Below are 21708 nucleotides of genomic sequence, written 5' to 3'. Positions count from 1 at the left end.
CCCGAGCCCGTGATGACTTCCGCCTTCAATGCCCACGCAGCGCTTGCCCTCGCGATCGTCCTGGAGGTCACGGCGTCCGCCTTCCTCCAGCAATCCGTGCAGTTCACGCGGCTGTGGCCGACACTGGCGATGGTGCTGTTCTATGTCGCCTCGTTCTATGCGCTGTCGGTCGCGATCCTGGTCATCCCATTGAGCATCGCCTATGCGATCTGGGGCGGGGTCGGCATCATCCTGACGGCAACCGTCTCTTTCGTGCTGTTTCGCCAGATGCTCGACGCTGCGGCCTTCGTCGGCATCGCGCTGATCGTGTCCGGAGTCGTGGTCATTAACCTGTTCTCGCAGACGACGGTGCATTGATGCCGGCAAGGCCTTCGGCTTCGCGACGCCCTCTCGGGCCGCTGGCTCACGCCTACTGGCTTTGCGACGGCTTGGGAGCACGCGGCCCGGATCGCTTCGGCCCAGGCTTGGCCGCAGCTCGCGGTGGCGCCGTATCGACCGATTCCAGATAGGCGGCAAGCGCCTTGGCTGTGTCCGAACTGGTTGCGTAATGGTCCTTCAGGAACCAGGACAGCGTCAGGTTGAAGCGCCCTTTGGCAAGGCCGCGCGGGCTGCGATGGCAGGTCGCGCACCCATCGGCGAAGAGCTTTTGCGGCGACTTGCCGGCATCGAGATTTTGCGCGACGGCAAATGTCGCCGTCAGGACGGCCGCGGCTGCAAGAATCGTCGTTGCAAGAGTCGTCGTTGCAAGAGTCATCGTTGGAAGAGTCATCGTTGGAAGAGTCATAAGGGGCGCGATCACGCCGCGCCCCGGTCGAAATAGCGAAATCAATGTCGTCCCCTGCCCCGTCTTGCGGTTAGGCCGCCAATAGTTGATCGAAGTCGGGCGGCGCATAGGCCTTGCCGTCCTGGTCGGTGATGACGACCTTCCACCCCTCACTTGCCCAAACCTTTGCCTTCGCCACGATGAGCAAACGGCTCTCGCGGGCAAAACTGCACTTCTCATTGTCGCGTTCTGCGATCATCTTGTAGGCCAATGCACATCCCCTAGCGTTGCCCTGCACCCGCTCTCGTCGTGGCAGCGGGCTTTGGCGGCAATTCGCCGGGAGCGTGGCAATTTGGTGCCATCCGCAGCAGTATTGTGCCTGGTTCCGATCGCGAAAGGAGCTTGATCGTGCGCCTGCTTGTCGTGGGCTGGCCTGGTGCGGGCCTGCTCGGCGCGGCGCCCACAGCGGCGCAGACCTACGATCCGCGCCATCCCGTCTGCATCGAGATCTACACCATCGACGGCCGCTGCATCGATTGCAGTTTTGCGACAGTCGCGCAGTGCGCCGCCACCGCCTCCGGGCAGTCCGCCCAGTGCTAAGCCAATCCCTATGCCACCAGAGCCGGCAGCTGAGCCTGGTTCCGTCGCCGCCGCGACGAAGCCGATGGCATCAGGTCTGCGCTCCGATCAGTGGACGCGAATGATGTGGGGACGGCCTAGATCGATCAGTCCTTGCACCGCCGAGAGGCGGTCATCAAGGGCTGCAATGGTCAGCAACAAATTGTTGCGGCGTTCGTCGAGAAGACCCATCTCGGCGCCGGAGAGTTTGGTGCTCGACCGCTCCTTTTGAATGACCTCGAGGGATTGGCGCAATCCGGCAATCAGGCCGGACAGCTGCTTGGCCTCCTTGGTCATCGACCGCTTCGCGACATTGTGGCGGCGCGTCTCCGCCTGGTTCTGTCTCATCGTCGTCATCCTCCCGTGCCCCGCTGCCCCGAGTGGAATGCTTACAGCTTTGAGTAGACATATTACGATCGATGAAATCTGCCCGCGAAGAACTTCCTTAAATTATACGCGCCGGGAACCCGCTCCCGCCCAAGCAGAAAGCCCGGCGTGAAGGCCGGGCTTTCGTTGGCAACTCTAGTGCTTTTGGTGGCCGCCACCGGGACCGCCGGCCGGCGCACCGCCGCCGTGCGGCGCGGCGTTGATGTGAGGTGCGCCGCCGCCACCGCCATGAGGCATCGCAGGCGCAGCCGCGCGCGGCGCAGGCATTTGGGCATGAGCGTTCATCGGGGAGCCGTGGCTCACATTGGGTTGGGCCACATGCGGCATCGCGGGCCGGCTCGCGGGTGCCGCTGATATACGCGGCGCCTCATGCGGGCGCGCCATCGGCTGCGCACGCACAGCCGCGCGGTGTGCGGCCTGCTCGTGCATGATGTGGGCTTGTGCATCGCGCGGATTGCGGCCCTGAAGATTGGTCCGCTCATGCGCGATGCGCTCGCTTCGTCCCGCACGGCTCCGATCCGTCGTCACTGCAGTCTGGTGCCTGGCCATCGCGGCGTCGTGTCGTGAAGTTATGGCATCACGGCCGGAGACCGCAGCCGCGCCCTTGACACTTTCCTTCGCATTTTCCCTGACATTCGCACCGTTGCGCCCGAGTGCGACCGCCGCATCGCGCGTTGCCGCGCGGCCGATGCGAGCCGCGCGCGGATCGATCGTCATCCGCATCGCGTCGCGCTGATGCGAAGTCCAGTAGCTATTCCAGTGGGCATGCCGCCGATACCAGGGCCGCCCCTGATAATAGCTCGACCAGTACGAGGTCAGCACGAAGGGGACGATTGGCACGTCGATCTCGTCGACATAGTCGGGGAGATAGACGTAGTGATGGCGGTAGAGATATTCGAGATATTGCGACGACACCCAGCCACGGTCGTCGGAGAAGCTCACGTCGCACCAGGCGTTGCCGCGCAGGCAACCATGGATATCGACGCGAGCGCCCTCGGGGATGCGATCGACCAGCGGAAAGCCCGGACCCGGCCCGGCGCGCAGGCCGGTCGAGACGGTGACCATGCCCGGTGCGGCCAGCGCGGCCGTCGGGGCGAGCAGCAATGCGGCTAACAACACGCTTCGGAATTTCATGGCGTAGTCCTCCTCTTTGGAGTCGGAACGCGCAGACAGAACGGGCGTTCCGCGTAAGAAGGCCTCATCCGTCAAAAGATCGAGACGGATGCCGCGCGCGGTTCAATATTCATTCGCCGTTCATCGACACAGCGCGCAAGAGCACTGCCAGCCGTCAGTTCACTTGCAGCATGAAGCCGTCGAAGTATGCAGCAAGCGCAGCAAAATCATCGAGCGGCAGCACGGTCGCGACGTACTGATCCGGCCGCACCACGACCATGCAGCCGGCCTTCCGATCGATACCGCGCATGGTGAAAACGTCCTGACCATTCTTGAGGTCCGGACAGAACATCTTCTCGTAATCGATCAGGCCGTACCGGCCCTTGCGCGGAAGCAGCAGCGCGGGCATCGCCTCGACGACGAGTTCGCGATGATCCTGCTGGAAGACCGCCCGCAGATCGATCACGCTGTCGATGTCGGCGGTCGCGGGCGTGAAACGCCTGACGGGCGACTCCCGCGCCTCGGAGAGAAAACGGCACAAGGCGCGAATGGCCGAGCCGGCTGCTGCCGGATCCTCAGCGCCGGAGAAAGCGTAGATGCGGAAGCGGCCATCCGCCGGCGCAGCATGACCGAGATGCACCGGCTTGGCATCCGCAAACCGGATCACCGGCGCGGAATGAAAACGCGTGCCGATGACGAAGCCTGGCGCGAGCTGCTGGTGGGACGTCGCTCCGGTCAGAACCGACGGGCGGTAATGCGTCGCCGTGCCCGCGGTGTAGCGACCGTGCCTCACGAAATAGTCCTGCGTCCTGGCGGCATCGGCGCCGCCGACCTTGGCGGCGGATGCAAGAATCCCCGCCCATTCGCGGTCGAAATCGATCAGCTCTTTCGCAACTGCCTGGCGCTCGGCCGAATAGGAATGCAGCAGGCTCGGCGCGGACTGCTTCCGCAAAACGGCAGCGAGCTTCCAGCCGAGATTGAAGGCATCCTGCATCGAGACGTTCATGCCCTGCCCCGCCTTCGGGCTGTGGGTGTGGCAGGCATCGCCAGCGATGAAGATCCGCGGCAGACGCGTAGCGATCTCGGTCTCCGGCACGTCGTCGAACTTGTCGGTCAGTCGCTGGCCGATCTCGTAGACCGACCACCACGCGATCTCCTTCACATCGAGCGTATGCGGCTTCAGGATCCGCTGCGCCTTCGCGATCACGTCATCGGCGGTGATGTTGCGATTGGCGACGCGCTCGCCGATGTCGAGCTTGGCGAGCTCGACATAGAGGCGGACCATGTAGCCGCCCTCGCGCGGAATGATCAGCAGGCTGCCGTCCTTTGCCGACTGGATCAGGGCCTTGAAGCGGATGTCGGGAAAATCGGTCACCGCCAGCACGTCCATCACGCCCCAGGCATGATTGGCGGAATCGCCGAGTAGCTCGCGGCCGATCGATTTGCGCACCATGCTGCGGGCGCCGTCGCAGCCGACGACATAACGCGCCTTGATCGTCTCGACCTTGCCCTCGTTCCCGGCATCGACCCGTTCGAGCCGGGCCGTCACGGCATGGTTGGCGGGACCCGCGGCCGGATCGACCTGAAGGTCGAGCAGGCGCCGGCTGTAATGGGGCTCGAGCCTGGCCGGTGCTTTGCGCATGACGTCGAGAAAGCCGTCATGGACGCGCGCCTGGTTGAGGATGACATGCGGGAATTCCGACAAACCGTCCTCGACATCCTGCACCCGGCCGCTGCGGACGATATGTTCCGGCACCCGCTCGTCCGGCTTCCAGAACGTCGTCTCGTTCACCCAACAAGCTTCCTTCAGGACGCGCTCGCTGAATCCGAAGGCGTGGAACATCTCCATGGTGCGGCAGGCGATGCCGTCGGCCTGCCCGACCAGCAAGCGGTCCGGCTTCTGCTCGACGATGCAGGTCTTGATGTCGGCAAACTGCGCAAGCTGGGCCGCGAGCGTCAGGCCCGCAGGGCCACAACCGACGATGAGGACGTCGACCTCGTCAGGCACGGCGCCCGTTGCGCCCGAAGCCTGAATGCGCGCGGCGGGATCGGCGATCTCAGGGTCGCCCGGCTGAAATCCATTGAGATGGAATTGCATGAGCACCTCTCCCGGAAACGTTCTGTTTGGATATTGCTCAGTATGCTGACTATCAGTATACTTGTCAACGATCCCGGCCGTCCTGCGCCAACGGAGAAATTCGGTGAAAGACAACAACGACATGCCCGGACATCTGGCGCGCCGATTCCAGCAGATCGCGGTCGCGGTGTTTCTGGCCGAGGTCGGGGACGCCGGCTTCGACCTCACGCCGGTGCAATACGCCGCGCTCGCGACCATCAAGGCCAATCCAGGCCTAGACCAGGTGACGCTCGCAGGATTGATCGCCTACGACCGCACCACCATCACCGGCGTAATCGACCGTCTCGTGCAGAAGGGGCTCGCGGAGCGCCGCGCCTCGAGCCGCGACCGTCGTGCCCGCGAGCTTGAGATCACCGACGAAGGCCGCCGCACGCTGCGCAAGATCACGCCCGCCGTCGAATCCGCGCAACGCATCATGCTGCGCGGCCTCAGCGCAAAGGAAGGTGAGGATCTGATGCGCCTCCTGCACAAGGCCATCGCCGCCGGCAACGAGCTCAGCCGCGCCCCGCTGCGCGAGGTGCAGGCATAGAGCGTTTTCGAGCGAAGTGGACGCCGGTTCGCGTCAAGAAAACGCGCCAAGACAAAAGCCCCCGTAATTCTACCAGTAATTGTCGCAGATCCGCGAAACCAGGAACTAACCTTCGCCTGTTACGGTCGGCCGCATTCGGCGTTTAACGCGCGATTAACTTTGCCGGTCTGGAGTTTCGGATGTTCAGGTTTCTCATTGCGGCGACGGCGATCGCGCTCTCGACCGCTCCGGCGCTCGCGAACGGCCATGGCGGCGGCGATGCCCCTCCTCCGCCGAAGCCCGCGACCTCACCGGCGAAGGTCATCCTGACCAAGCAGGGTCCGACGCTCGTCGACCTCAACGGCATGACGCTCTATTATTACGAGCGCGATACCACCGGCAAGACGTCGAACTGCAACGGCAAATGCGTCGAGAGCTGGATTCCGCTATCCGCCACGGCGGATGCCAAAGCGATCGGCGATTTCACTGTGATCAGCCGCAACGACGGCAGCAAGATGTGGGCATATCGCTATCGTCCGCTCTACACCTCGCCGGCCGACAAGGCGCCGGGCGAGGCCAACGGCAATGCCACGACGCTGCAATGGCGCGTTGCCCGTCCCGAGAACTAGGGCGACCTCACCCGCGCCAGCTGGGCCGCGCCTCGACTTGCGCGTTCTGTCCGGGCGGCAGCACCACGACCGTTGAATTGAGCTTCACCCGGTCATAGAGATCGATCACGTCCTCGTTGCGCATCCGGATGCATCCCGACGAGATCGCTTGCCCAATATATTCCGGCTGGTTGGTGCCGTGGATGCGGTAGAGCGTGTCCTTGTTGCCGGCATAGAGATAGATGCCGCGAGCACCCAGCGGATTGGCGGGACCGCCGGGCACGCGCGACGGATAGGGTCCGAGCCGCGCCTGGATGTCCGCCGTCGGAACCCAGTCCGGCCATTCCGCCAGACGACCGACCCGCGCGACTCCGGAGAACGCCATGGCTTCCTCGCCGACCGCGACGCCATAGCGGATCGCCTTGCCGTCGGGCAGCACGAAATAGAGATAGCGCGCATCGGTATCGACCAGGATCGTGCCCGGCTGCTCCTTGCGCGGATAATCGACGATGTGACGAAGATATTGCTCGGGCACGTTCGCCTGCGCGTACGGCGTATGCGCGAGCAACTGCCGGTCGCGCGGCGTCATGCTTGCGTCCGTCGATGGCGAAAGCGTCGTCTGCATGCAGCCGCCCAACGGAAGCATGGCAAGGACGAATAGAACGAATAAGGATCTTGGCACCGCCGGCCCCGATAGCGATAGCAGCACCCCCAGCGACCCCAGATGCTGCCAAAATCGTGCTGAAAACAAGGCATGGCGGAACAATTGCGCGTGTTTTCTGAGGCGGGTTCCATCACCACAAACGGCGCAAGAGCGTCGCACAGTCTCCATCCCCTCGCCTTGCTTTGGTCAAACCCGGCTGGACTCGTGCGCCATGTGCTTGGGCCTCGGGGAATTGGATGGGCTCACCTCACGGATCTGCTCGCGCGAATGCGGACGGCCAACGCTTCAACTACTCAACACCTGGGCTTCAAAACACCCAGGCTTCAAAGGAGCTGCGATGCTCGCGACGCTGAACTCTCGCCAAATCGTCGATGAGATCGTGAAGGACACGGTCACGAACAACGACCCGCACGACGCCGTGCAGATTTCGCCTGACATCGTGCTCGCCTCGCGCCCTCTCAGCGTCGCGCCCGCGCTCGCGCCTGAGATCACAGCCCGTCCGAAACCCAAAATGGATCCGGCGTTCACGCTGAAGCCCAGAATGGATCCGGAGCCGAAGTTCAGTCCCGTCGCGGAGCCGCAGGCGGCAGCGCCCTCGGTCGACACCGCCGTGCGCGTCGCGGCCGATGATGGCCTCAGCCGTCAGAAGCGCTCCTCGGCTGGCAAATGGCTGCGTGGCGCGTTCGTCACGATGCTGTTTGCGGGCGGAAGCGCGGCCGCCACTGTCGCGTGGGAACAACATGGCGACACCGCAAGACAGATGCTCGCCGAATGGACGCCGGCATTGGCGTCGCTGCTGCCTTCGACCTCGCAGACGGCACCGGCCGCCGCCGCACAGGCCGCGCCGCCTGCGGACCAGGCCGCAACGGACCAGGCCGCGACAGATCAAGCGGTCGATCAAGCTGCGGCTCCGCCTGCCACTCAGGTTGCAGCAGCGGTGCCCACGGCAACACAATCCGATCCTGTACAATCGGTGCAGTCGATGACGCGCGATCTCGCCGCGATGGCGCAACAGATCGAGCAGCTCAAGGCCAACATCGCCGAGTTGAAGGCAAGCCAGGAGCAGATGGCACGCGAGATGACGAAGCCGCCCGCGCCGAAGCCGGTGGCCGATGCGAAGCCGCGCGTCGATCCGCGCGCGCAAACGTCCGCGCTGCCGCCGCGGCCCGCGGCGCCGCCGGTTCGCAAACCCAAGCCGGTCGTGTCGCACACCTACATGCCAGCTTATTCGCCCCCGCCGCCGCAGGCCGCGGCGGTCTCACCGCCAGCAACCCCCGTGACGACGACCCAAGCCGTTGCCGACGACGACGGACCTGTCGTGCGCCCGCCAATGCCGCTGCGCTGAACGATCGCCACGCGATGACACGAAGCGTCGCGCCAGCGATGCTGTCCGAGTCGATGTGATGCGTTGACTCCGGATGACTACGGGAAGCGATGCTTCGATCGTTTTCCTTCAAGAGAAAAGGCCGTCGGGATCTATGCCGGCGGCCTTCTCTTGCAGCTGCCGGTTCCCGGAGCCCGGTTCTGCTGCAATTCCATGCCTCATGATCACGTCGACATATTTAATAAAATCTTAACACGCTTGAATGTTGCACATCATTTCTGCGCCATAAGCACAGAGATTGCGCGCGCCGTTCATTCGATAAACATCGACTCAGTGGTACCATCGGTCATGTGTTGAATGTCGACCCTAAGCTCCATTCGTCATACCGGGGAATTCGGATGCCTTACTATTCCTTCGATCTCGTGGTTGGTGAAGAGTTCAAGAATCAGGGCGGTATCATCCTCGAAGACATCGAGGTCGCCTCCGATCGCGCCGTCCAACTGGCCACCGAGCTGTCGCAGGTGAAGCCCGAGTTGCAAAGCAAGGGTTGCGCTGTGCGCGTCACCGACCGCGATCACAAAGAGGTCTATCGCACGCCGCTCGATCCCGTGCCGGCCTGGCGGCGCTAACTCGACGGCCGGCTTCGCGGCCGCACGCCATCCCCATTGCGGAGCGGCGCGCCAGCCGCTAGCCTTCCCGAAAATTCGGGGAGGTACCAAGGATGCGCACTGGTTTTCTGATGACGGCCCTGTTGCTGCTGGCGGCGCCGGCCCAGGCGGCCGACCATCCACGTTCGACCTATGTGACGTTGGTCTTGCAGGCCTTCGCCGCCAAGGTCGAATGTCCGGGCACCGATATCGTCTACCAGGATCTGGTGCAGAAGGCGGAGCAGATGCAGCTGCCCGAAGGCACCACCGAGAAGGTCCGCAAGGCGATCGCCTGGATGCACACCGGCGGCAAGATGGGCGAGAAGCAGGACGACGATCTGATGGCCGAGGTCGCAGTGGCCACCCAGGCGACCGACCTCAACCAACGCCGCCTCGGCATGCCCAGCTGGTGCGAGGCCCAGAAGACCAACCTCGCCGGTCTGATCCGCAGCAAGGGCGGCTAGCGTGATCGCGCGCCGTTAAGCACGCCGCGCCGGAACTTTCGCTTCGGCCAATAATCGTCACAATTCTCGCCAGCATGCGGCTCTCTTCGAACTCGAACAGGGGAGCCCCATGCGGATCAACCATGTCCTCCTTGCCGTGGCGTTTGCCGTCGCCACGATGCTGACTGCGCCTGTGCTGGCGAAGAATTCCGATGCCCAGAAGGGCGAGGACAAATCGACCTCGTCGTCATCGTGCAGCGCCTATCAGCAGGCGCCGGATGGCTCGTGGGAGCCGCTCCCCTGCAAGGAGACGGGCGAGCGCTCCCAGCCGCAGACGCAGCATCGCACGTCGCCGCAGGGCACCGACCGAGGGGAGCGTTGAACGCGCGGGAGTGTCAGCTCTGGTGCGGACCGCGGATGATCTTCATCGCGTCGGCGATGTGACGCCACTCTTTGGCGTCATCGGCCTCGCCGCGGCCCTCGCAAGCCCTGGCCTGTTCGGCGGCCTTCGCGATCGCAGCAAAACCATGCTGTTCCAGCATCTGGCGCGCGACGGTGTGGACCTGGACCTCGGTCATCATGGGCGTTCTCCCGTTTGACGAAACCGCGGTGCATCGCGCCGCCGCGGGTCTTTCACAACGATTGAGCCCCGGACCTCGTTCCGCAGCGTTCACGTCGACGCGCAAAAGGCGGCCCGCTATGCCCAGCGGACCGCCTTTTCACCCACCCCAAATTTGAAGCGTCGCGGCCGAGGTCCCTACCCGGCCGCCGCGCGCCTGCGCTCGAAATCGTTGGGCACCTCGATGTCGACCTCGAGGGTCGAGACCTCGTCGCCGCGATCGAGTCGGACGATGACCTTGGTCGGGTCCAGCGTGACATGCCTGGAGACCACCGCGAGAATTTCCTCACGCAGCACACCGAGCAGATCGGGCTGGCCGCGCAGTCCGCGTTCATGAGCAAGCAGGATCTGCAACCGTTCGCGCGCGACGGGTGCAGAGGCCTTGTTGCCGCGGAGAAGCCGAAGCAGACCCATGCTCATGCGGCCCTCCGTCGCAGCAGGCGGTCCATGAAGCCCTTGCGCTCGGTCGGCACCTGCATCGGCACGGTGTCGCCGCAGAGCCGCCGCGCCGCGTCGATATAGGCCCGCGCCGGTGCGCCTTCCGCGTTCGACAACGTCACGGGCGTGCCGACGTTGGAGGCGCGCAGCACGTCCTGGCTCTCCGGAATGATGCCGAGCAAGGGCGTTGCAAGAATTTCGAGGATGTCCTCGATGGTCAGCATCTCGCCGCGGGCTGCGCGCGAGGGATCGTAGCGGGTGATGAGAATGTGCTTCTCGACCCGCTCGCCCTTCTCGGCCCGCACCGTCTTGGAATCGAGCATGCCGATGATGCGATCGGAATCGCGCACCGAGGAGACTTCGGGATTGGTGACGATCACGGCTTCGTCGGCAAAGCGCATCGCCATGGAGGCGCCGCGCTCGATGCCGGCCGGGCTGTCGCAGATCACCCAGTCGAAACGGCTGCGCAGATCGTCGATGACCTTGCCCACGCCCTCTTCCGTCAGCGCGTCCTTGTCGCGGGTTTGCGAGGCCGGCAGCAGCCAGAGGTTCTCCAGCCGCTTGTCCTTGATCAGCGCCTGCGGCAGCTTTGCGACGCCCTGCACCACGTTGATGAGGTCGAACACGACGCGGCGTTCGGCGCCCATCACGAGGTCGAGGTTGCGCAAGCCGACGTCGAAATCGACGACCACGACCTTTTCGCCGCGTTGCGCAAGCGCAGCCCCCAGTGCGGCGGTCGTCGTCGTCTTGCCGACGCCTCCCTTGCCTGACGTCACGACCAGTACCTTGGCCATCTCAAAATCTCCTTCTGGTCAGTTCAGCGCAGTAATTCGCATGGTGTTGCCCTGCAGCCAGGCCTGAGCCGGCTTGCCGCGCAAGGCGCCGTCGATATCGTCGGCGGTCTGGTAAAAGCCATCGATTGCAAGCAGTTCGGCCTCGATCTTCTGACAATAGATGCGTGCGCTCGTGTGCCCGTTCACGCCCGCCATGGCGCGGCCGCGCAGCGCGCCGTAGATGTGAATGGAGCCGCCGGCGACGACCTCGGCGCCGGAGCCGACCGAGCCCAAGATGGTGACGTCGCCTTCGGGGAAGATCACGGTCTGGCCCGACCGCACCGGGCTTTCGAGCAGCAAGGAGGTCGGCTTGGTCTCGACCTTCGCCTCGGGCTTCTTCGGAGCGCTCGGTTCGATGACGCAGCTCCGCCCGCCCGAAAGTAGCGGCGGCATCATGGGGGTCAGCCGGCCCTCATTCACGCCTTCGATCCCGAGCACGCGGATGTTGCGGTCCTGAAGGCTGGTGAGCAGATGGCCGATGCCGGATTGGCTGAGATCGACCGAGGACAGGTCGATCACCACGGGGCGGCCGGCGAAGAAGCCCGGCGAGCGCGCGATGGTGGTGTCGATCTCCTGCAGCCAGTCCTGGATGGGAACCGTCGGCACGAACACGAAGGCCACATAGGAGCGCCCGCGCAGGCGAACCATTTGGCGTTGAGGTTTTACTGCAGCCTCCATAGCGGCCGACTCGTTCCCTGTTATTGAATGGTTAACGATGCCGCCGATATGGTTAATGGCCGGTTAATTTCTCCGTGGGGTTACGTGGGGGGGGGGCTGGTCGGCCCGCTCGTGTCCCGGACGCGCTGCAGCGTGCAACGCTGCTGCGCAGAGCCGAAGAGGCGCTGCGCTGCGTCCGGGGCACGAGAGCCCCCCTACTTCTTCACCTTGCTCGCGTCCATCTTGATGGCGGGGTCGAGCATCCTGGTCGTGAACGCCGTCGTGACGTCGAACGGCTTCTCCATGCCGAGATAGGTCTGGACCAGCTCGTAGTCCTTCTTCATCCGCTCGCCGTCGATCCAGCCGAGCGCCTTCGTCGTCGTGAATTCGTCCGTCATCAGGAATTTGATGCGCTCCCACTGGCGCTCCTGGTTCTCCTTGTCGAGACCGGAGACCTGGTCGAGCAGCGCCTTCAGGCAGGGCGCGGCGTCTGCGACGCAAGTCGCGAACGCCTTTTGCGTGACCCGCACGAACTCCTCGACCAGCTTCGGGTTCTTCTGCAGATAGCCGCCGTTGACGATCAGCGAATTGCCGTAAGGATTGAGCCCAATGTCCTTCCAATTGACGTAGCCGAGATCGGCTCCGAACTCGATCACCTTCAAATCGTGCTCGTTGTAGAAGTCGCTGATGATGTCGACGGTATGGCTCTTCAGCGCGGCGATCTTCGCCGTCGGCCCGACATTGACGAAGCCGACCGAGTCGGGCGCAAGCCCTGCAGCCTTGGCGAAGGCCGGCCACATCACACGCGAGGCGTCCCCGGGCGGATTGCCGATCTTGTGGCCGGCAAAATCCTTCACCCCGTTCACGCCGTAGCTCTTCAGCCAGTAGAAGGTCTGTCCGGTGTTGGCGTAGACGCTCATCACGGCAACGGCGTCAGCCCCCTTGCTCTTCGCGACCAGCATGGTGGCGAGATCGGCGACGCCGAAGGGCGAGCCGCCGGAGCCGACCTTGGCGGCGGAGACGCCGGAGCCCTTGCCGACCTCGATGGTCAGATCGATGCCCGCCTTCTCGTACCAACCTTGTGCCTTGGCGTAATAATAGGGCGAGTGATCGGCCGTCGGTGCCCAGTTCAGGATCAGATTGACCGCCTCGCCCGCGGTCGCGGGCACGACTGGTGATCCGAGCATCAGGGCCACAGCCAGGGCCAAGCCCGCCGCCTGCAAACGCTTCATCGCATCTCTCCTCATTGCCCGCGACCCGGCTTGTCGCTCTCCCCCTGTGAGGATACCAATGCAACAAGGCCGCCCTCCACTTGTCAACTGTTTGGTTGGAAATGCTCGCAAAACGTTCAGGCGACACCGTGCCGCAGCGGCGCGACCCGGTCGCCACCCGCAAGAAGCTGCTCACCGCGGCGCGCGAGGAGTTCGCCCGGCACGGCTTTGCCGGCGCCCGCGTCGACGAGATCGCGGCGCGCGCCGGCGTCAACAAGCAGCTCGTCTACCATTACTTCGGCGACAAGGATGCGCTCTATCTTGCTGTCCTCGAATGGGTTTACGCCGATATTCGCGAACAGGAGCGCCAGCTCAATCTCGAAGGCCTGCCGCCGGAAAAGGCGATCCGGAAACTGATCGAGGCCTCGTTCGATTACCTCGCAACAAACCCCGATTTCATCGTGCTTCTGAACGACGAGAACCGCGGCGGTGCCCGCCATGTCCGCGGCTCGACGCGGCTGGAGGCGATGCATTCGCCGCTGGTGAAGAGCGTGTCCCACATCCTTCACGAGGGTGTCCGCGCCGGCATGTTCCGCAAGGGGATCGACCCGATCCAGCTCTATATCTCCATCGCGGGCCTCAGCTATTTCTATCTCTCGAACACGCCGACGCTGTCGGCGATCTTCGGCAAGGACCTGTCGAGCCGGGCCGCGCGCCGCGCCCGCCGCCGGCACGTCGCCGATCTCGTGCTGCATTCGCTCCGGCCGTAATCAACCAACTGGTTGAAACTTCGTTCGAGGCCGGTTAGGCTTGGCGACCAGCGGCAAGGTGGCCGCTGCAACAGGGAGCAACCGGTGACAGGAGACGGCGCCCGCAATACGCGCAGCTTTGCGATCGTCCTGATCGTGCACCTCGCAGTGCTCGTGCTCTGGCAGGTCCTGGTCGATGCCTTCCACGTGCCGAAGTTCATCCTGCCCTCGCCGCTCGCGACAATCCAGACGCTGGGAACCGCGAGCTACGCCTGGGGCGCCAATACGCTGGTGACGGCGATCGAGATCCTCGGCGGCTTTGCGCTCGGCGCCTTCGTCGGCGTCGCGTTGGCCGTCATCTTCAGCTGGGCACCGTTGATCAGCCTCGTGCTGCTGCCGCTGTTCGTCACGCTGAACATGATCCCGAAGGTCGCGCTCGGCCCGCTCCTCATCGTCTGGTTCTCCTACGGCATCGTGCCGAACATCCTGATCGCCTTCAGCATCTGCTTCTTCCCGATCCTGCTCACCACCGCGCGGGGCTTGCGCGAGGTCGAGCCGGATCTGCTCGACCTCGTCAAATCGCTGCGCGGCTCGCGCTGGACGCTGTTCCGCAAGATCCAGCTGCCGGGATCGCTGCCTTACATCTTCTCCGGCATGAAGGTCGGCGCCATCCTCGCGGTCGCCGGCGCCATCGTCGGCGAGTTCATCGCCTCCGAGCGCGGGCTCGGCTACCTCATGATCCAGGTGCAGTCGTCGCTCGACACGCCCGCGATGGTGATGGCAGTCGTGCTGCTGACGCTGCTCGGCGTCGCGCTTTACGGCTTCGTGCTCGTCCTCGAACGCATGTTCGTGGTCGGTGACGCAACACCGACTTGAACGGCAAAGCCAAGACCAAGGACCACAACCATGCTGCTCACCCGCCAGACACTGCCGAAGACCATCCCCGATATCGCCGCCCTCGACGATCTCCTGTGCCGGCCGACGCAGGCCTTGATCGACGACCTCGCCAGGGTCGAGGGCGACATCATGATCCTCGGAGTCGCCGGCAAGATGGGGCCCACGCTGGCGGGGCTTGCCAAAGCCGCAGCGCGCGATCGCCGCGTCATCGGCGTCGCCCGCTTCAGCGACGCCGGCGTCAAGGACTGGCTGCACGCGCGCGGCGTCGAGACCATCAATTGCGACCTGATGGACGAGACCGCGATCCAGGCGCTGCCGAAGGCGCCCAACATCGTCTTCATGGCCGGCCGCAAATTCGGCGCGGAGGGCGATCTGTCACTGACCTGGGCGATGAATGCGCACGTGCCGGCGCTGGTCGCACAGGCCTTCCCGTCGTCGCGGATCGTGGCGTTCTCGACCGGCTGCATCTATCCTTTTGTCCCGGTCGACGGCAAAGGCTCGAACGAGGACATGGCGCCCAATCCGCCCGGCGAGTACGCCCAGTCGTGTGTCGGCCGCGAGCGCATGTTCGAGTATTTTTCGCGCAAGTTCGGAACGCCCGGGCGGCTGTTCCGCCTCAATTACGCGATCGACATGCGCTATGGCGTGCTCCACGATATCGCATCGAAAGTGCTCACGGGCACGCCGATCGACGTCAGCATCGGCCATGTCAATGTCATCTGGCAGGGCGATGCCTCGTCCCAGGCACTGCGCTGTCTCGCGCATTGCACGGCGCCAACCTCGCCGATCAATGTCAGCGGTCACGAGATCTTGGCGGTGCGCGATCTCGCAGCGAGATTCGGCGCGAGGTTCGGCCGTACGCCGGTGCTGACGGGAAACGAAGAGCCGACGGCGTGGCTGACCGACACGTCCAAGGCCGTCGAGCTGTTCGGCCTACCCGTCGTCGACACCGAGCAGCTGATCGCCTGGACGGCGGATTGGGTGTCCCGTGCCATGCCGAGCCTCGGCAAGCCCACCAAATACGAGGTGCGCGATGGACGCTACTGACGCTCCGGCCATCATCAAGCTCGGCGTCGACGATGCGATCGCCGGGCTCGTGCTGTCGACGGAAGCACACTGGAACCAGACCGAGGAGGACTGGCGCATCTTCCTGCACGATGGAATCGTGTTCGGCATTCGCGACGGCAGACGGCTGGTGGCAACCGCGGCCCTGCTGCCCTACTCCAGCAAAAGCGCCTGGATCAGCATGGTGCTGGTATCAGGCACCCATCGCCGCCGCGGCCTTGCAACGCGCCTCGTCGATGCCTGCCTGGAAACCGCCCGCAGGAACGGCCTGACGAGCTGGCTCGACGCAACACCCGACGGTGCTGCCGTCTATGGGCCGCTCGGGTTCACGCCGACCCTGCAATTGCGCCGCCTCAGGCTGGTGAAATCACCTTCCGCGTCCGGGCAGGCCCCTTCATCCGCGACGCTCGACGCGCTCTGCGCGCGTGACCGGCGCGCCACGAGCCTCGATCGAACCGCCCTGCTCTCCAACTTCGCGCAGCGTCCCGGCTCACGCATCGTCTCCGCGAACGGCGCCATTGCGCTGGTGCGCGACGGACGCACCGCCCGCCACATCGGCCCGCTGTTGGCCGACGACGCGGCAGCCGCGCTGACCCTGGTCGATGCCATCGCGCAATCGGAGACCGCGCCGCTGCTGCTCGATGCCGTCGCGTCGCAAGCCGCGTTCCCTGACGGATTGACCGCATCGGGCTGGAGCATCGAACGGCCGTTCCAGCGCATGCGGTTCGGCCCCGCCACCGCCGCGGGTGAGGACATGCCATTCGCCGTCGCCGGCCCTGAATTCGGATAGGACATCATGCACCACAGCCAGATCAACAGCGAGATCCGCAAGCTGATCGCCGACGGCACCGTGCTGCCGGCACATCCCCTCGCGCTCACCGCAGAACGCCAGCTCGACAAGACGCATCAGCGCGCGTTGACGCGCTATTACATCGACGCGGGCTCCGGCGGCCTCGCGGTCGGCGTGCACACCACGCAGTTCGCGATCCGCGATGTCGGCCTCTATCGTCCCGTGCTCGAGCTCGCCGCCGAGACGGCGGCGAACTGGACCAAACGTCCGCTGGCGATGGTCGCGGGCCTCGCCGGTCCGACCAGGCAGGCGACCGCTGAAGCCCGCACCGCGCGCGACATTGGCTACCACGCAGGGCTTCTCAGTCTCGCTGCGATGAAGGGTGCGTCCGAAGACGAGATCATCGCGCATTGCGAAGCGGTCGCCGCCGAAATTCCGCTGGTCGGCTTCTATCTTCAACCGGCCGTCGGCGGCGTCGTCCTGTCGAGCCGGTTCTGGCAACGCTTTGCCTCGATCGACAACGTCATCGCGATCAAGATCGCGCCGTTCAACCGCTACCGGACCCTTGATGTTCTGCGCGGCGTCGCGGCGGCCGGCGCGCTCGACCGCGTTGCGCTCTATACCGGCAATGACGACCACATCCTGCTCGATTTGATGCTGCCGTTCGACCTCCGCGACAACGGAATCACCACGCGCACTTATTTCAAGGGCGGCCTGCTCGGCCATTGGTCGGTGTGGACGGCGAGCGCGATCAAGCAATTCGAGCGCTGCAAGGCGGCACGGCACAAGGACAGCGTCCCGGCCGATCTGCTCGCGCTCGATGCCCGCGTCACCGATTGCAACAGCGCCTTCTTCGACGTCGCCAACGATTTTCACGGCTGCATTGCCGGCTGCCATGAGGTGCTGCGACGGCAGGGCTTGATGCAGGGCCTGTGGTGCCTCGATCCGAACGAGGGCCTCAGCCCCGGCCAGAAGGACGAGATCGAGCGCGTGTACCGCGAGCATTCCGACCTCAGCGACGACGCGTTCGTGGCCGCAAACTTGGATAAATGGCTGGCATGAGCTCAAACCCCTTCATCAGCCTGCAAGGCGTCCGCAAGGTCTATCGCAGCGGCGGCGCCGAATTCCTGGCGGTGTCCGACGTCACGATGGACGTGCAGGAGGGTGAGCTGGTCTCGCTGGTCGGCCCGTCCGGCTGCGGCAAGACCACGGTGATGAAGATTTTGGCCGGCCTGCACGGCGCCGACGGCGGCACGGTGAAGATCGGCAATGCCAAAAGCCCGTTCGATCCGACCCGCGACATCGGCATGGTGTTCCAGCAGGCGCTGCTGCTGAAATGGCGGACGATCCTGGACAACGTGCTGCTGCCGGCGGAGATCGTCGGGCTGCCGATGAAGGCCGCGCGCGAGCGGGCGCGCGATCTGCTCAATCTGGTGGGGCTTGCCGGCTACGAGCAGAAATATCCGCGAGAGCTGTCCGGCGGCATGCAGCAGCGCACCGCGATCGCGCGCGCCTTCATTCACGACCCGAAACTGATCCTGATGGACGAGCCGTTCGGTGCGCTCGACGCCTTGACGCGCGAGCAGATGAATCTGGAGATGCTGCGGATCTGGCGCGAAAGCGGCAAGACCATCATCTTCATCACGCACTCGATCCAGGAGGCCGTGTTCCTGTCCTCGCACTGCGCCGTGCTGACCGCGGGCCCGGCGAAGATGGCCGATTATTTCCCGATCGACCTGCCCTTCCCGCGGGCTCTGCCGCTGAAGACGACGGACGCGTTCGGCGCCTATGCACGGCGGATTTATGCGAAGTTAGGCCTCAGCACGGCGTAAGGTTTCATGAATCGGTAGCCCGGATGGAGCGCAGCGCAATCCGGGGCACTGCCCTTGACGTGCGAGACCCCGGATTACGCTTGCGCTCCATCCGGGCTACGAAGCCGGGCGCGGCGTGAGCACCGCGCCCTCTTGTGATCAAGCCTTGTTGCGCATCTTGCCGAGCAGGTAATTGTCGTAAAAATTCTCCGCGATCTGCGTGTAGAACAGCAGCTCCTTCATATAGGCGTCGTGGCTTTCCTTGGTGCGCTTGAACAGGTCGCTCTTGGTGGCGAGCTCGTTGAGATGCTCCTGGGTCGCGGCGTAGCAAGCCTCCAGCACGGGTTGCGGAAACGCCTTCAGCTCCGCGCCATTGGCGATCAGCCGCTTCAGCGCCGCCGGATTCACGCTGTCGTATTTCTCGAGCATCCAGGCGCCCGCCGCCGACGCGGCCTGGTTGACGATCGCCTGGTACTGCTTCGGCAGCGACGCCCACTTCTCGTCGTTGACGATCATGTGCAGCATCGCGCCGCCCTCCCACCAGCCCGGGAAGTAGTAGTATTTGGCGACCTTCTGGAAGCCGAGCTTTTCGTCGTCATAGGGGCCGACGAATTCGACCGCGTCGATCGTGCCCTTCTCCAGCGCCGGATAGATGTCGCCGCCCGCGATCTGCTGTGGGACCACGCCGAGCCGCGCCAGCACATGACCGCCCATGCCGGCGATGCGGAATTTCAGGCCCTTGAGATCGTCGACGGTCTTGATCTCCTTGCGGAACCAGCCGCCCATCTGGGTGCCGGAATTGCCGCAGAGGATGGCATGCGCCTTGAACGGCTTCAGCGCCTCGTTGGTGAGGTCGGCGCCGCCGCCGAAATGCCACCAGGACTCCTGATGGCGATGGTTCATGCCGAACGGCGCGCCGGTCGCATAGGCCAGCGCCGGCTCCTTGCCGATGTAGAAATAGAGCGGAGTCTGCGCCATGTCGACAGAGGCTGTGCTGACGGCATCGAGCGCCTGCAGGCCGGGGACGAGCTCGCCGGCCGCAAAGGTCTGGATCTGGAATTTGTTGTCGGTGGCCTCGGCAACATATTTCGCGAAAGTCTGAGCGGTGCCGTAGATGGTGTCGAGCGATTTCGGGAAGCTCGACGTCAGGCGCCATTTGATCTCCGGCGCGCTCTGCGCGATCGCAGGTGCAGCAACCAGCGTCGTCGCGCCGGCAACCGCGCCGCCCTTGAGGAATGTACGGCGTTTCATGATGGGTCTCTCCCTGAATTATGTTTCAATGTATCGGCTTGAAGGCGACCTCGCTGTCCCTATAGCGGAGTCCAAGCCGTGAGCGGTAGCCCGGATGGAGCGCAGCGCAATCCGGGAATCCCCCCAAATATCTACCGCGTCACGCTCAGAGCAGCTTGGCGCTCACGAACAGCGCGCGCACGGCGTTGGTCGCCTGCACCACGAGCATGGCGTTCTCGGCTGCGCCCTCGAGCGCCGCGACCGCATCTTCATGCAGCGAGCGGAATTCCATCCACTCGACCGATTTGAAGTTGGTGAGGAATTGATAGGCCTGGCCGACGGTCGCGATCGCCAGCGTGTCGCCGTTCAGCTTGATCTTGAACGTCGTGCGCAGCGGGGTCTCGGAACTTTGCGGATCACTCACTTTGCGGATCACTCATGGGCTGCTTCTGGACGATGACGGCTTAACGAAGGGAAAACGGCAGCCCCGCCGTGGCAGGCAAATATCCGGAGCAGATATCAGGACTCGGTGCTCGCGCGCTGCGAAGCGGTCGCCGATGGGGTCAGCCGCGGCACCACGACCAGACGGTTGAACTCACCGTTGTCGTAGGCCTTCATGAACCGATCATAGTCCTTGATCGACACGCAGCCGTTGGAGTCGCCACGAGGCCCGAGCATGTAATTGTGGGTGAGCAGGCCGACGCGGCCGAGCGCGCTGGTGCCCTCGGTGGGCGTCAAGCGCAGTGCGCGGACGCCGTGAAACAGCTTTTCGCGCGGCTTGAGATCGTAGGTCGCGGGCGGGGTCGCGCCAACCATCCGCTGGTCGACGTGCTCCGGGTCGTCCATCAGCGCGCCCATGCCGGAATGCGCTTCCAGCGCGAGGCCGCTCGGCAGGTAGAGCGCCTTGGCCGAGATGTCGTAGACCGCGGTGCGCGAATCGTACCCGAGCGCGGCGAGATCCGGCGCCTTGCCGAACAGGCCGCTGTCGGGCGTGAGCGAGGCCAGCCTGATCTTGTCGGTGAATTTTTCGAAGAAGTTGCGGTTGTCGACCCGCGGATTGGTCTCGGCATAAGCCTGGCTTGAGGCGATCTGGGCGGAGATGTCGGCCTGGGGCGGGCGCGAGCGCGGCATCGGGATGGCGTCGGCGCGCTGCGAGAGTCTCGTCTCCTCGGACATGTGCCGGTCGTCGTCGGTCAGGCTGGATCGCCAGTCGTCGCCCTGGAGCTTCTGGGCGAGCATCGCCTTGGCATCCCGCAATTTGAGCTGGACCGCCTTTAACGCGGAGCGCTCCAGCGTCCGCAGGCCGAGCTCGCGGGCGGGCGGGTTGCTCGACGCCGAAGCGAAACGATCATCGAATGAAGGCGCATTGGCCGGCGGCAGTGCGGCGGTGACCAGCGAGGCGGAACCGCCGATATCCGCCACCCAGGCGGCGGCGCCCAGTGCCAGCGCGACGGCGGCCAGAGACAGCAATATCGTCTCGGCTCGCCCAATACGGCGGCGCGACAATAGCCTCTCGGCTTGTGCCCGGTCGGAAACCATCAGCTCCCCAAAATCGACCCCGGGGGGACCCACCCCCACCCAGAGATTCTATACCAGCTACCACATTGGGAGCCAAAAGTTAGGCATAATCGCGGCCGGCAAGGGTCCGGCAAGGCTCCGGCAGGCCATTCCAAGGTATCTTATGACCGATCCTTTCGATCTCAAACGTTTTGTCCGGGCCCAGGACCCGGTCTATCGGGACATCCAGGGGGAGCTGACCCGGGGCCGAAAGCAGAGCCACTGGATGTGGTTCGTCTTCCCCCAAATCGCCGGTCTCGGCTCCAGCGCCATGTCGCAGCGCTACGCCATCGCCTCCCGGGCCGAGGCCAAGGCCTATCTCGCCCACCCCCTCCTCGGTCTGCGCCTGATCGAATGCACGAAGCTCGTGCTTGCCGTCGAAGGCCGGTCCATCAACGCCATCCTCGGCGCGCCCGATGACGCCAAATTCCGCTCGTCGATGACGCTGTTCGACGCGGTGTCCGATGAGCCCGTTTTCGACGAGGCGCTCGCCCGGTATTTTTCGGGCGGGCGTGATCAGGCAACGCTCGATATCCTCGCGGCCCTTGACCGACAGCCCAAGTGACCGCGGCCGCCAGCGTAAACCCGGGATTAACATCGCCTGCCTATTGTCCGTGCGAATAATTTCCCGCGCCAGTT

29 protein-coding genes are annotated in these 21708 nt (G+C 64.5%); 15 read left to right on the top strand and 14 right to left on the bottom strand.

The annotated features are described in order from the left end of the window. Positions 1–12: 12 nt before the first annotated feature. Positions 13–357 carry a DMT family transporter gene (locus AC0L2F_RS23360; RefSeq protein ID WP_473249998.1) on the top strand — a complete coding sequence of 115 codons (345 nt, stop codon included), beginning with the start codon at positions 13–15 and terminating at the stop codon, positions 355–357. A 52-nt stretch (positions 358–409) separates the two neighbouring features. Here the strand turns inward: AC0L2F_RS23360 and AC0L2F_RS23355 are convergent, their stop codons facing one another. Further along, on the bottom strand, positions 410–754 hold the full coding sequence (locus AC0L2F_RS23355) for a hypothetical protein (RefSeq protein ID WP_473249997.1): 345 nt from the start codon (positions 752–754) through the stop codon (positions 410–412). A 100-nt stretch (positions 755–854) separates the two neighbouring features. Then, a complete protein-coding gene (locus AC0L2F_RS23350; protein ID WP_063992619.1) occupies positions 855–1061 on the bottom strand; it encodes a hypothetical protein in 207 nt (68 codons plus the stop codon). Between the two features lie 110 nt (positions 1062–1171). Here AC0L2F_RS23350 and AC0L2F_RS23345 point away from each other — a divergent pair, with 110 nt between their 5' ends. Further along, positions 1172–1363, top strand: a complete 192-nt coding sequence (locus tag AC0L2F_RS23345) for a DUF3551 domain-containing protein (RefSeq protein WP_371449358.1) — start codon at positions 1172–1174, stop codon at positions 1361–1363. Positions 1364–1450: 87 nt separating this feature from the next. On the opposite strand, the gene AC0L2F_RS23340 is transcribed toward AC0L2F_RS23345, so the two are convergent. The 3 genes from AC0L2F_RS23340 to AC0L2F_RS23330 form a co-directional block, all read right to left on the bottom strand. Then, the gene (locus tag AC0L2F_RS23340) at positions 1451–1678 is read right to left on the bottom strand and encodes a hypothetical protein (protein WP_473249996.1); all 228 of its coding nucleotides are present in this window, start codon (positions 1676–1678) and stop codon (positions 1451–1453) included. Positions 1679–1903: 225 nt separating this feature from the next. After that, a complete protein-coding gene (locus AC0L2F_RS23335; RefSeq protein ID WP_473249995.1) occupies positions 1904–2902 on the bottom strand; it encodes an SH3 domain-containing protein in 999 nt (332 codons plus the stop codon). A 154-nt stretch (positions 2903–3056) separates the two neighbouring features. Then, positions 3057–4979 carry an FAD-binding monooxygenase gene (locus AC0L2F_RS23330; protein WP_473249994.1) on the bottom strand — a complete coding sequence of 641 codons (1923 nt, stop codon included), beginning with the start codon at positions 4977–4979 and terminating at the stop codon, positions 3057–3059. Between the two features lie 103 nt (positions 4980–5082). Here AC0L2F_RS23330 and AC0L2F_RS23325 point away from each other — a divergent pair, with 103 nt between their 5' ends. Further along, complete coding sequence (locus tag AC0L2F_RS23325; protein ID WP_247499413.1) at positions 5083–5547, top strand: MarR family winged helix-turn-helix transcriptional regulator; 465 nt, start codon at positions 5083–5085, stop codon at positions 5545–5547. Between the two features lie 179 nt (positions 5548–5726). Next, positions 5727–6155 (top strand): COG4315 family predicted lipoprotein, encoded by a 429-nt coding sequence (locus AC0L2F_RS23320; protein WP_473249993.1) that lies wholly within the window; start codon positions 5727–5729, stop codon positions 6153–6155. Positions 6156–6162: 7 nt separating this feature from the next. Here AC0L2F_RS23320 and AC0L2F_RS23315 read toward each other — a convergent pair whose 3' ends face one another. Next, the gene (locus AC0L2F_RS23315) at positions 6163–6759 is read right to left on the bottom strand and encodes a L,D-transpeptidase (RefSeq protein WP_473249992.1); all 597 of its coding nucleotides are present in this window, start codon (positions 6757–6759) and stop codon (positions 6163–6165) included. Positions 6760–7135: 376 nt separating this feature from the next. Between AC0L2F_RS23315 and AC0L2F_RS23310 the strand changes: the two genes are divergently transcribed. From AC0L2F_RS23310 to AC0L2F_RS23295, 4 genes are all read left to right on the top strand, one after another. Continuing rightward, positions 7136–8143 (top strand): hypothetical protein, encoded by a 1008-nt coding sequence (locus AC0L2F_RS23310; RefSeq protein WP_473249991.1) that lies wholly within the window; start codon positions 7136–7138, stop codon positions 8141–8143. Positions 8144–8520: 377 nt separating this feature from the next. Continuing rightward, complete coding sequence (locus AC0L2F_RS23305; RefSeq protein WP_007591727.1) at positions 8521–8751, top strand: DUF6894 family protein; 231 nt, start codon at positions 8521–8523, stop codon at positions 8749–8751. A gap of 92 nt (positions 8752–8843) precedes the next feature. After that, positions 8844–9233 (top strand): hypothetical protein, encoded by a 390-nt coding sequence (locus AC0L2F_RS23300; protein ID WP_035974054.1) that lies wholly within the window; start codon positions 8844–8846, stop codon positions 9231–9233. A gap of 109 nt (positions 9234–9342) precedes the next feature. Continuing rightward, entirely contained in the window at positions 9343–9594 is a 252-nt protein-coding gene (locus AC0L2F_RS23295) for a hypothetical protein (RefSeq protein WP_007609563.1), read from the top strand. A 13-nt stretch (positions 9595–9607) separates the two neighbouring features. On the opposite strand, the gene AC0L2F_RS23290 is transcribed toward AC0L2F_RS23295, so the two are convergent. The 5 genes from AC0L2F_RS23290 to AC0L2F_RS23270 all read right to left on the bottom strand — a co-directional run bounded on the left by AC0L2F_RS23290 (position 9608) and on the right by AC0L2F_RS23270 (position 12991). Next, positions 9608–9793, bottom strand: coding sequence for a hypothetical protein (locus AC0L2F_RS23290; protein ID WP_007609561.1), 186 nt, complete (start codon positions 9791–9793; stop codon positions 9608–9610). Between the two features lie 176 nt (positions 9794–9969). Beyond that, positions 9970–10251, bottom strand: a complete 282-nt coding sequence (minE, locus tag AC0L2F_RS23285; protein WP_007609560.1) for a cell division topological specificity factor MinE — start codon at positions 10249–10251, stop codon at positions 9970–9972. Further along, complete coding sequence (minD, locus tag AC0L2F_RS23280; protein WP_007591740.1) at positions 10248–11063, bottom strand: septum site-determining protein MinD; 816 nt, start codon at positions 11061–11063, stop codon at positions 10248–10250. The genes minE and minD overlap by 4 nt, the downstream gene beginning before the upstream one ends. Before the next feature lie 18 nt (positions 11064–11081). Continuing rightward, positions 11082–11780, bottom strand: a complete 699-nt coding sequence (gene minC, locus AC0L2F_RS23275) for a septum site-determining protein MinC (protein ID WP_473249990.1) — start codon at positions 11778–11780, stop codon at positions 11082–11084. 194 nt (positions 11781–11974) lie between these two features. Then, the gene (locus AC0L2F_RS23270; RefSeq protein WP_473249989.1) at positions 11975–12991 is read right to left on the bottom strand and encodes an ABC transporter substrate-binding protein; all 1017 of its coding nucleotides are present in this window, start codon (positions 12989–12991) and stop codon (positions 11975–11977) included. Between the two features lie 101 nt (positions 12992–13092). On the opposite strand from AC0L2F_RS23270, the gene AC0L2F_RS23265 reads away from it, so the two are divergent. The 6 genes from AC0L2F_RS23265 to AC0L2F_RS23240 all read left to right on the top strand — a co-directional run bounded on the left by AC0L2F_RS23265 (position 13093) and on the right by AC0L2F_RS23240 (position 18303). Continuing rightward, a complete protein-coding gene (locus AC0L2F_RS23265; RefSeq protein WP_473249988.1) occupies positions 13093–13740 on the top strand; it encodes a TetR/AcrR family transcriptional regulator in 648 nt (215 codons plus the stop codon). Positions 13741–13824: 84 nt separating this feature from the next. Further along, positions 13825–14595, top strand: coding sequence for an ABC transporter permease (locus tag AC0L2F_RS23260; RefSeq protein WP_007609553.1), 771 nt, complete (start codon positions 13825–13827; stop codon positions 14593–14595). 30 nt (positions 14596–14625) lie between these two features. Further along, on the top strand, positions 14626–15663 hold the full coding sequence (locus AC0L2F_RS23255) for an NAD-dependent epimerase/dehydratase family protein (protein ID WP_473249987.1): 1038 nt from the start codon (positions 14626–14628) through the stop codon (positions 15661–15663). Beyond that, entirely contained in the window at positions 15650–16471 is an 822-nt protein-coding gene (locus AC0L2F_RS23250) for a GNAT family N-acetyltransferase (RefSeq protein ID WP_473249986.1), read from the top strand. The genes AC0L2F_RS23255 and AC0L2F_RS23250 overlap by 14 nt, the downstream gene beginning before the upstream one ends. A gap of 6 nt (positions 16472–16477) precedes the next feature. Beyond that, the gene (locus AC0L2F_RS23245; RefSeq protein WP_473249985.1) at positions 16478–17533 is read left to right on the top strand and encodes a dihydrodipicolinate synthase family protein; all 1056 of its coding nucleotides are present in this window, start codon (positions 16478–16480) and stop codon (positions 17531–17533) included. Beyond that, positions 17521–18303 carry an ABC transporter ATP-binding protein gene (locus AC0L2F_RS23240; RefSeq protein WP_473249984.1) on the top strand — a complete coding sequence of 261 codons (783 nt, stop codon included), beginning with the start codon at positions 17521–17523 and terminating at the stop codon, positions 18301–18303. The genes AC0L2F_RS23245 and AC0L2F_RS23240 overlap by 13 nt, the downstream gene beginning before the upstream one ends. Before the next feature lie 138 nt (positions 18304–18441). On the opposite strand, the gene AC0L2F_RS23235 is transcribed toward AC0L2F_RS23240, so the two are convergent. The 3 genes from AC0L2F_RS23235 to AC0L2F_RS23225 form a co-directional block, all read right to left on the bottom strand. Beyond that, positions 18442–19533, bottom strand: coding sequence for a TRAP transporter substrate-binding protein (locus AC0L2F_RS23235; protein WP_354203819.1), 1092 nt, complete (start codon positions 19531–19533; stop codon positions 18442–18444). Positions 19534–19678: 145 nt separating this feature from the next. Continuing rightward, positions 19679–19936: a hypothetical protein gene (locus tag AC0L2F_RS23230; RefSeq protein WP_007609546.1), complete on the bottom strand. Its 258-nt coding sequence runs from the start codon at positions 19934–19936 to the stop codon at positions 19679–19681. A gap of 95 nt (positions 19937–20031) precedes the next feature. Beyond that, positions 20032–20982, bottom strand: coding sequence for a DUF2778 domain-containing protein (locus tag AC0L2F_RS23225; RefSeq protein WP_473249983.1), 951 nt, complete (start codon positions 20980–20982; stop codon positions 20032–20034). 211 nt (positions 20983–21193) lie between these two features. Here AC0L2F_RS23225 and AC0L2F_RS23220 point away from each other — a divergent pair, with 211 nt between their 5' ends. Next, a complete protein-coding gene (locus AC0L2F_RS23220; RefSeq protein ID WP_473249982.1) occupies positions 21194–21634 on the top strand; it encodes a DUF1810 domain-containing protein in 441 nt (146 codons plus the stop codon). The last annotated feature ends 74 nt before the right edge of the window (positions 21635–21708 follow it).

The organism is Bradyrhizobium sp. Ken64, from assembly GCF_055807555.1.
The sequence above is the reverse complement of the archived record's forward strand: the minus strand, read 5'-3'. Positions and strand labels throughout refer to the sequence as shown.

Coding starts and splice junctions, on each gene's coding strand:
- AC0L2F_RS23270 (WP_473249989.1), bottom strand. CDS start 12,991: ATGAAGCGTTTGCAGGCGGCGGGCTTGGCCCTGGCTGTGGCCCTGATG.
- minD (WP_007591740.1), bottom strand. CDS start 11,063: ATGGCCAAGGTACTGGTCGTGACGTCAGGCAAGGGAGGCGTCGGCAAG.
- AC0L2F_RS23265 (WP_473249988.1), top strand. CDS start 13,093: ATGCTCGCAAAACGTTCAGGCGACACCGTGCCGCAGCGGCGCGACCCG.
- AC0L2F_RS23300 (WP_035974054.1), top strand. CDS start 8,844: ATGCGCACTGGTTTTCTGATGACGGCCCTGTTGCTGCTGGCGGCGCCG.
- AC0L2F_RS23330 (WP_473249994.1), bottom strand. CDS start 4,979: ATGCAATTCCATCTCAATGGATTTCAGCCGGGCGACCCTGAGATCGCC.
- AC0L2F_RS23255 (WP_473249987.1), top strand. CDS start 14,626: ATGCTGCTCACCCGCCAGACACTGCCGAAGACCATCCCCGATATCGCC.
- AC0L2F_RS23290 (WP_007609561.1), bottom strand. CDS start 9,793: ATGATGACCGAGGTCCAGGTCCACACCGTCGCGCGCCAGATGCTGGAA.
- AC0L2F_RS23235 (WP_354203819.1), bottom strand. CDS start 19,533: ATGAAACGCCGTACATTCCTCAAGGGCGGCGCGGTTGCCGGCGCGACG.
- AC0L2F_RS23340 (WP_473249996.1), bottom strand. CDS start 1,678: ATGACCAAGGAGGCCAAGCAGCTGTCCGGCCTGATTGCCGGATTGCGC.
- AC0L2F_RS23335 (WP_473249995.1), bottom strand. CDS start 2,902: ATGAAATTCCGAAGCGTGTTGTTAGCCGCATTGCTGCTCGCCCCGACG.
- AC0L2F_RS23310 (WP_473249991.1), top strand. CDS start 7,136: ATGCTCGCGACGCTGAACTCTCGCCAAATCGTCGATGAGATCGTGAAG.
- AC0L2F_RS23305 (WP_007591727.1), top strand. CDS start 8,521: ATGCCTTACTATTCCTTCGATCTCGTGGTTGGTGAAGAGTTCAAGAAT.
- AC0L2F_RS23220 (WP_473249982.1), top strand. CDS start 21,194: ATGACCGATCCTTTCGATCTCAAACGTTTTGTCCGGGCCCAGGACCCG.
- minC (WP_473249990.1), bottom strand. CDS start 11,780: ATGGAGGCTGCAGTAAAACCTCAACGCCAAATGGTTCGCCTGCGCGGG.
- AC0L2F_RS23355 (WP_473249997.1), bottom strand. CDS start 754: ATGACTCTTGCAACGACGACTCTTGCAACGACGATTCTTGCAGCCGCG.
- AC0L2F_RS23320 (WP_473249993.1), top strand. CDS start 5,727: ATGTTCAGGTTTCTCATTGCGGCGACGGCGATCGCGCTCTCGACCGCT.
- AC0L2F_RS23245 (WP_473249985.1), top strand. CDS start 16,478: ATGCACCACAGCCAGATCAACAGCGAGATCCGCAAGCTGATCGCCGAC.
- AC0L2F_RS23250 (WP_473249986.1), top strand. CDS start 15,650: ATGGACGCTACTGACGCTCCGGCCATCATCAAGCTCGGCGTCGACGAT.
- minE (WP_007609560.1), bottom strand. CDS start 10,251: ATGAGCATGGGTCTGCTTCGGCTTCTCCGCGGCAACAAGGCCTCTGCA.
- AC0L2F_RS23295 (WP_007609563.1), top strand. CDS start 9,343: ATGCGGATCAACCATGTCCTCCTTGCCGTGGCGTTTGCCGTCGCCACG.
- AC0L2F_RS23240 (WP_473249984.1), top strand. CDS start 17,521: ATGGCTGGCATGAGCTCAAACCCCTTCATCAGCCTGCAAGGCGTCCGC.
- AC0L2F_RS23360 (WP_473249998.1), top strand. CDS start 13: ATGACTTCCGCCTTCAATGCCCACGCAGCGCTTGCCCTCGCGATCGTC.
- AC0L2F_RS23315 (WP_473249992.1), bottom strand. CDS start 6,759: ATGCAGACGACGCTTTCGCCATCGACGGACGCAAGCATGACGCCGCGC.